The following is a 7,363-nucleotide window of genomic DNA, read 5'->3' on the forward strand; positions in this document are numbered from 1 at the left end:
CAAGGTTGCTCCCATGCTCACCGAGGCTGTTAGAGCCGCCAAGGCCGCAAAGTAATCTTTCTTTATTTACCATATAGCCCTGCATTATGCTGCGTAGTTTGATTTCCAGAGTTTTTGAGTTGCCATCGTAAACATGTAAAAAAGGTAACTCCACGCAATGAAATAAAAAAGCTGTGCTGCTCACTCTAGCAGGTGAGCAGCACAGAGAAGATCTTACTTTTTATTATGGAGACAAACTGACTCAAGCTACCAGGCAGGGCCTGTCAGCCAGAATCGGATTTTCCAGAGCAAACAGCATATTAAGTTTAGCGGTCTGTTTTCGCAGACTCTTTTTGACCTGTAAGTATAAGTGAGACCACTGTCCTTGTCCACACCGATGTGTGCTTTATGGCCGAAGTACCATTTATTGCCCTTCTTTGCCTGATGGGCATGCGGATCCCGCTGCTTCTCTTCATTTTTTATAGTTGTCCCTATTACGGACGGGGACGGCGCTTACGGTTGATAGTTCAAATATCTGTGCGATTCAACATCTGTGTGGGCGTTATATGAGGTGGGGAAAATGGCAAAATAATTTATAGATCGAAAGCGTAGGAGATATTGAGCAATGGTGAAATTATCGCAGTCAATGAGCGATATTGAGCGAGTCAACGAGCTTTGCGTAAAATGCAACTGTAATCCTTCAAATCTCATCGCGATCATGCAGGAGATTCAGTCAGAGTATAAGTACCTGAGTGAGGAAGTACTGACGCTGATTGCAGCTAAGCTGAATATCAGTTTAGCCAAAGTATACAGTGTGGCGACGTTTTATGAGAACTTCTCTCTGGAGGCAAAAGGGAAGCATATTATTAAACTCTGCACGGGCACGGCCTGCCATGTCCGAAAATCTCAGCCAATCTATGATTCCATTTTTGCATATCTGGGTCTGGATGAGAAACACAAGACCACAAAAGACTGCCTCTTTACGTTGGAAACAGTGGCCTGTCTTGGCGCCTGCGGCCTTGCCCCCGTCATGATGATCGACGGCGAAGTCCATGCCAAAATGACGCCGGAGACGGCGCTGGAACTGTTGAAGAACATTCAGAAAAAGGAGGCTGCGAAATGATTCAACTGACAAAAGACAGCTTCCACGTCTTTCAAGCTAATGCCAAAAACGCCCTGAGGCAGAGCCAGCACGTAACCTCCGTTCTGATCTGCGCAGGCACCGGCTGCATTGCGGGCGGTTCCCTGAAAATCTACGACAACATCAAGACCGAGTGCGAAAAGCGGGGCCTGCATGTTTATGTGGGACTGAAACACGACACCGATGAGGAAAAAAGTCTCCACGTCAAGATGAGCGGCTGCCACGGCTTTTGCGAAATGGGCCCGCTGGTTCATATTGAGCCGCTTGGCATTATGTACATCCATGTGAAACCGGAGGACTGCGAGGAGATCATTGAAAAGACCGTCCTCGGCGGTGAGGTGATCGACCGGCTCGTCTATCATCTGGACGGTAAGGCCTATCCCCGGCAGGAAGACATACCGTTCTACAAAAAGCAGCATCGTGTGGTGCTGGAAAACTGCGGCAGAAGCGACGCAGAGGACATTGAGGAGTATATTGCAAAAGACGGCTATGCCGCCTTTGAAAAGGCGCTCTATGAACTGTCGGATTCGGATATCTGCCAGACGATCATCGAGTCCGGACTGCGTGGCCGGGGCGGCGGTGGATTTCCTGCCGGTAAGAAGTGGGAAAGTGCAAGAAAACAGAAGTCTTCCAAAAAGTACATTGTCTGCAACGGCGACGAGGGTGACCCCGGTGCGTTCATGGATCGGTCTGTGATGGAGGGCAACCCCCACAGCATCATAGAGGGCATGATGATAGCCGGCCTTGCCGTCGGCTCCGACGAGGGCTATATCTATGTCCGCGCTGAGTATCCGCTGGCCGTCAGCCGTCTGAAAACCGCCATTGAGAAGGCGGAGGAGTATGGCCTTCTGGGCAGCAACATCCTGGGCTCTGACTTTTCCTTCCATCTGCACGTTAACCGAGGCGCAGGCGCCTTTGTCTGCGGTGAGGGCAGCGCTCTGACTGCCTCCATCGAGGGCAACCGAGGCATGCCGCGGGTTAAGCCACCCCGTACCGTGGAACATGGCCTGTGGGCGGAACCCACGGTTTTGAACAACGTGGAGACATTTGCCAATGTACCGCAAATTATTCTGAACGGCGTGGAATGGTACCGCTCCATCGGTACCTCCATGAGCCCCGGCACCAAGGCCTTTGCCCTGACCGGCAACGTGGTGAACACCGGACTCATCGAAGTTCCCATGGGCACCACCATCCGGGAAGTTGTTTTTGATATCGGCGGCGGTATTCAGAACGGCAAAAAGTTTAAGGCCGTCCAGATTGGCGGCCCGTCCGGTGGCTGCTGCTGCGCCAGTGCGGAGCACTTGGATCTCCCGCTGGATTTCGATTCCCTGAAAAAAATCGGTGCGATGATCGGCTCCGGCGGCATGGTGGTCATGGATGAGGATACCTGCATGGTGGAGGTTGCCCGTTTCTTCATGCGTTTTACCCAAAACGAGTCCTGCGGCAAGTGCGTTCCCTGTCGGGAGGGTACCAAGCGAATGCTGGAGATCCTGAACCGGATTCTGGACAACAAAGGGACGTTGGAGGATCTGGATCTGCTGGAGGAGCTGGCGGACACGATCACCCATACCGCCCTGTGCGGCTTGGGGCAGAGCGCCTGCAAGCCGGTGCAGAGCACCCTCAAGTATTTCCGCAATGAATACCTCGCCCATGTAGTGGATCATTACTGCCCTCTTTGCAACGGCCCCAAGAAGGGCCTTATCATTGACCCCGAAATGTGCAAGGGCTGTGGCAAGTGCCGGAAGAACTGTCCGGCGGAGGCCATTACCGGCACGCTGAAAAAGCCCCATGTGATTGACAAGGACAAGTGTATCAAGTGTAAAGTCTGCGTGACGAACTGCCCGTTCGGCGCAATCAGCGAGGAGGTGTGAGCATGAGCAAGGGAATTATGTATATCGACGGTCAACGGGTTGCGTTTGATGGAGAGGCCAACGTGCTGGCGGTCATTCGCAAGGCCGGAATTGACATGCCCACCTTCTGCTACTATTCCGAATTATCCGTTTACGGAGCCTGTCGGATGTGTGTGGTGGAGGAGGAGAAGACTGGCAAGATCGATGCGTCCTGTTCCATGGAGCCGAAGGACGGCATGCGCATCCGCACCAATACCGCCCGGCTTTTAAAGCACCGCCGGATGATTCTGGAACTGCTGCTGGCCTCCCATTGCCGGGACTGCACCACCTGTGAAAAGAGCGGCAACTGCACGCTGCAGCGTCTTGCACTGCAGTTCGGCGTGCGGAACATTCGCTTTGCAGATACCCGCCCCCACTACGAAAAGGATGAATCCAGCCCCGCCATTATCAGGGACCCCAATAAATGCATCCTCTGCGGCGACTGCATCCGCGTGTGCGATGAGATGCAAGGCATGGGCATTATCAATTTTGCCTATCGCGGAAGCAACCTGCAGGTAATGCCGGCCTTTGACCGCAAGCTCTCTGACACAGCCTGCGTCAGCTGCGGTCAGTGCGCTGCCGTGTGCACCACCGGGGCCATTACGGTAAAAAATCAGATTGGTTCCGCCTGGCGTGCCCTCCACGATCCCAAGAAGCGGGTCATTGTGCAGATTGCCCCCGCCGTCCGCGTAGCGGTGGGTGAGGTGTTTGGCATGCCGGTGGGAACCGATGTGATTAATAAGATCGTTACATCGCTGAAAATCATGGGCGCAGACGAGGTGTACGACACCACCTTCGGCGCAGATCTGACAGTCATGGAGGAGTCAAAAGAACTCTTGGAGCGCCTGAAAAAGGGCGGCCCGTTTCCCATGTTTACCTCTTGCTGCCCCGGCTGGATTAAATATTTGGAGGAGAAAAATCCCAAATATCTTCATAATATCTCCACCTGCAAATCACCCATGGAGATGTTCGCAACCGTGCTGAAGGATCAGTACAAAGGCAAGGATGCAGAGGATGGCCGGGAGATCTACCATATTGCCATCATGCCCTGCACGGCCAAAAAAATGGAAGCTGAGCGCAAAGAATTTCAACATGATGGAAAGCCGGATGTGGATCTGGTCCTGACGACTCAGGAGCTCATCAATATGATCAACGAATCCGGCATTCGCTTTGCAGAGATCGAAGGTGAGTCCCCAGATCTGCCCTTCGGCATCGGTACAGGTGCAGGAACCATCTTCGGAACGACCGGCGGCGTGGCCGAAGCGGTTGCGAGACGCTGCCTGGAGGACAAATCCAAAAACGCGCTGCAGGCGCTGGCGTTTTCCGGGCTGCGAGGCTCGGAATCGATCCGCGCCGTATCTCTACCCATGGGCGACCGGGAGCTTAAGATTGCCATTGTTCACGGACTTGTCAACGCACAGGAGTTGTTGCAGCGGATTGAGGATGGCACCGCGTACTTCGACCTGGTGGAGGTCATGACCTGCAAGACAGGCTGTGTCGGCGGCGCCGGGCAGCCCTATGGATTGAAGGACATCAAGAAAAAGAGAGCCGACGGCCTCTATGAAGCGGACCGCGCTTCCCTCATCAAGCGCTCCGAGCGCAATCCCATTGTGCAGGAGCTTTATGAGCGTGAAATAAAAAACCGCGCCCATGAATTGCTCCATGTGACCTATGAAACTCATATCAAAAATTGAACAATTCTTCTTGTGTAAAAAGCATTTACTTTCACTTTTTTCTCTGAATCCAAATATCCCTAATTCTTTTTGATGTCTATGTTCTATTTGCAAAACAAGGGGTAAACAACGGGATAAAATGATGGTCAAAATGTGATTAAACGACAAAATGAGAGCCAGGTATCCATTGCAGTACAACGGATACCTGGCTTTGCACTATCATTCCCACTCGCAAAGGTCAGATCATTTTATTAACATATTTGTTAATATCGGTTATCTTTACCGTGGTTTTCTTGCTGCTCTATCCCTCTTTTCAAGGGCGAACAACTTTTTTAGTATCAAAATAGTATCAGTCAGTTTGCCTGCTTACACACTTTCTCAGCACCTGAATCAAAGGCGCGGTGTCATATACTGAAGCCTCCATTGCCGAAAGCAGCTCGTCCACACTTGCAGCAGTAAATCGATCCCGATGTGGCATATACATCGTATTTGCCGAAGCTCTCAGGCACGAGAATTTCCTCTTGTTACACCACACTTCTGTTTAATGGCATCTACAGCGGCATTGGCGCTAAGTTTTCCATCAGATAACTTCTCACAGAGGCGAAGTGCGTCCTTGCTGGGCGTAATCCGTTCGATTGCTTGCGTGGACAAGGTGTATTTCAAATTTTGCTGTGCTGAACGGATCATGGTGTTCGCCTCCCCCAATTGATATAAGCAGTATAACACAGATGCACATAGTTGAATAGATTCTAATGTGTCGTTATTCCTGCTCGCCAAGGTAACTCTGGTTCTGAACAATGCTGATGAAGTAAGCTCCCTACGATTCTCGGCTTTGCGGGCGCGTTGCAAAACAGCCATGCTGAAAATAATACACAGAAAATGCGTCTTGATTAGGCGTTATAAGCCGTTTCAAGACGCATTTACGTATTTTTGAGGCTATTATTGTGTGCAATTAGCTAACGCAAATTCATTTTGCAGCAGCCCCCCTGACGTTGTTCATTTAATTGAATAAAAACTTGTGATTGATTATTTCACCGTTCCCTGCAGCAGTACCGCAAGCATTTTTGCGGCCTGGGCGCGTGTGGCGCTTGACTGAGGTGCAAAGCTGCCATCCGTGTTGCCGGAAAGGATTTTGTTGTTCATCGCCCATTGGATGGGGGCCTGCGCCCAGCTTGAAATTTTGCTGTAATCCGAGAACTCCCGAACGGACATGCCCTCGGTGTTCGATACCGTGCCCTTGTACTCGGCGTAGCGGTAGAGCATCGCGGCCATCTGTTCGCGTGTAATCGTTTCGTTCGGATTGAACTTGCCGTCGTAGCCGGAGGCGATGCCAGCCTTGTTAGCCCACTGTACCGCCGCAAAATACCAGCTGTCTGCTGAGACATCCGAGAAGGAAGAGGCTTTGTAGCCGCTCAGGTCGTCTCCGGACATTCTGGCGAGAATGGTCACGAATTCAGCTCTAGTAATGCTCGCGTCGGGGCTGAACGTACCGTTGTTGCCGCCGACGATTCCGCGTGCGGCGAGATAGGTCACGTAGTTGGCATACCACGCATTGTCAGAAACATCCTTGAAGCTGGCCTTGTTGTAGCCCACGGCATAGGTGGAAAAGTGCGTGGTGGTGAAGGTTACGGTTCCGGTTTTTGCATCATAGCTGCAATTCGGTACTGTGACCAGCTCTCCGGAAGCGTTAATGTAGTAAACCACGATGGCATTCACATTTTCGCCCGCTGCCGGAGTGTACGGAACCGATACCGTGGCCGTACCGCCGCCGAAGCTTGAAACTGTCGTACTGCCGGAGGTGATTTTAAGGTCGTAAACCGGCCTTGTTCCGATGGCGGTCTTGGTTTCTGCCGAGAGTGCGGTGGTATCTGCCGCAGTGGCTGTAATCGTCACGTCTCCGCTGGTATGCTTGCTGATTTCAGCCAGTGTCGCGCTGTCCAGCGTGACGGTTGCCACAGAGGAGGATACTGTTAAGCTGGCCTCGCCGCTTGTCAAGGCTGTAACAGCCGACTGCGGGAGAGTGACGGAAACGCCCGTCGCACCGCTTCCGGTTTGAACCTGAAGGTTTACGGCCGCCTGTGCGTCCGTGGGTGCCTTTGCTTCTGCCGCCGCAAGCATTTCCGAAATCTGCGAGCTTGTTGCGCTCGCCGCTGCCACGCCGTTGGAGCCCGTGGACGCTGCAAGGGTCTGCGATGCGGTGGCGGTATTGTTATTTGTCGAAACAGTAATGTTGCTGCTTGGGGAAGCACTGCTTCCGCCACCTGAGGGCGTGCCGCCACCAGGGTTACCGCTGGAGCCTACTGTGAAGCTGACATTGAAGGTCTGTGCGGTCACGTTGCCCCCGGATACCGTGACAGCTGCCGTATAGGTTCCCGCGCCCAGTCCGGTTACCGGTGTAACTGTGAAGCTGTCCGTACCGCTCTCCGCGATGCTGCTGATTGTTGTCTTGGAAAGAGTAAAGCTGGTGGTATTATCGCCGGAGAGTGCTACAGTCAAATCGCCCGTTGCTTGATTGCCGGTGCTGGTGATTGTCACGCTTAGCGAGGTAAGCGTACTGTAGCCCGCTGTCTGACCGGTGAAGGTGTATGCGGCCGTTTGGCTCAGGCTGATGCCGTAGGTATGCTCCGCCGCGCTGACGGTAATGTCAAAGTCCTGTGTATAGTCGGTGCTTGATGTCGTGC

5 protein-coding genes and 1 pseudogene are annotated in these 7,363 nt (G+C 52.6%); 3 read left to right on the top strand and 3 right to left on the bottom strand.

Features of this window, described 5'->3' with window-relative positions:
- Positions 1 to 342 precede the first annotated feature (342 nt).
- Positions 343 to 459, bottom strand: a pseudogene (locus ABWQ15_RS01685) (IS5/IS1182 family transposase); the annotation flags it as partial.
- 145 nt (positions 460 to 604) lie between these two features.
- Here ABWQ15_RS01685 and ABWQ15_RS01690 point away from each other — a divergent pair.
- Genes ABWQ15_RS01690 through ABWQ15_RS01700 form a run of 3 tightly spaced genes read left to right on the top strand, consistent with a single transcriptional unit; the run spans position 605 to position 4,703 of the window.
- Positions 605 to 1,102 (top strand): NADH-quinone oxidoreductase subunit NuoE family protein, encoded by a 498-nt coding sequence (locus ABWQ15_RS01690; RefSeq protein ID WP_502919102.1) that lies wholly within the window; start codon positions 605 to 607, stop codon positions 1,100 to 1,102.
- A complete protein-coding gene (locus ABWQ15_RS01695; RefSeq protein WP_353907093.1) occupies positions 1,099 to 2,991 on the top strand; it encodes an NADH-ubiquinone oxidoreductase-F iron-sulfur binding region domain-containing protein in 1,893 nt (630 codons plus the stop codon). Before ABWQ15_RS01690 ends, ABWQ15_RS01695 begins: the two co-directional genes overlap by 4 nt.
- A gap of 2 nt (positions 2,992 to 2,993) precedes the next feature.
- Positions 2,994 to 4,703, top strand: a complete 1,710-nt coding sequence (locus tag ABWQ15_RS01700) for a [FeFe] hydrogenase, group A (RefSeq protein WP_353907094.1) — start codon at positions 2,994 to 2,996, stop codon at positions 4,701 to 4,703.
- A 480-nt stretch (positions 4,704 to 5,183) separates the two neighbouring features.
- Here the strand turns inward: ABWQ15_RS01700 and ABWQ15_RS01705 are convergent, their stop codons facing one another.
- Both ABWQ15_RS01705 and ABWQ15_RS01710 read right to left on the bottom strand, forming a co-directional pair.
- Positions 5,184 to 5,369: a hypothetical protein gene (locus ABWQ15_RS01705; RefSeq protein ID WP_353907095.1), complete on the bottom strand. Its 186-nt coding sequence runs from the start codon at positions 5,367 to 5,369 to the stop codon at positions 5,184 to 5,186.
- A 339-nt stretch (positions 5,370 to 5,708) separates the two neighbouring features.
- A partial coding sequence (locus ABWQ15_RS01710) for an S-layer homology domain-containing protein (RefSeq protein ID WP_353907096.1) occupies positions 5,709 to 7,363 on the bottom strand: 1,655 nt, incomplete at its 5' end.

The sequence above is a fragment of the Oscillibacter sp. genome, from assembly GCF_040505565.1.
In the GTDB taxonomy this organism is placed as follows: Bacteria; Bacillota; Clostridia; order Oscillospirales; family Oscillospiraceae; genus Oscillibacter.

Bases quoted from the DNA above. Each gene is read 5' to 3' on its own strand.
- ABWQ15_RS01700 (WP_353907094.1), top strand. From the start codon at position 2,994: ATGAGCAAGGGAATTATGTATATCGACGGTCAACGGGTTGCGTTTGAT.
- ABWQ15_RS01705 (WP_353907095.1), bottom strand. From the start codon at position 5,369: ATGATCCGTTCAGCACAGCAAAATTTGAAATACACCTTGTCCACGCAA.
- ABWQ15_RS01690 (WP_502919102.1), top strand. From the start codon at position 605: ATGGTGAAATTATCGCAGTCAATGAGCGATATTGAGCGAGTCAACGAG.
- ABWQ15_RS01695 (WP_353907093.1), top strand. From the start codon at position 1,099: ATGATTCAACTGACAAAAGACAGCTTCCACGTCTTTCAAGCTAATGCC.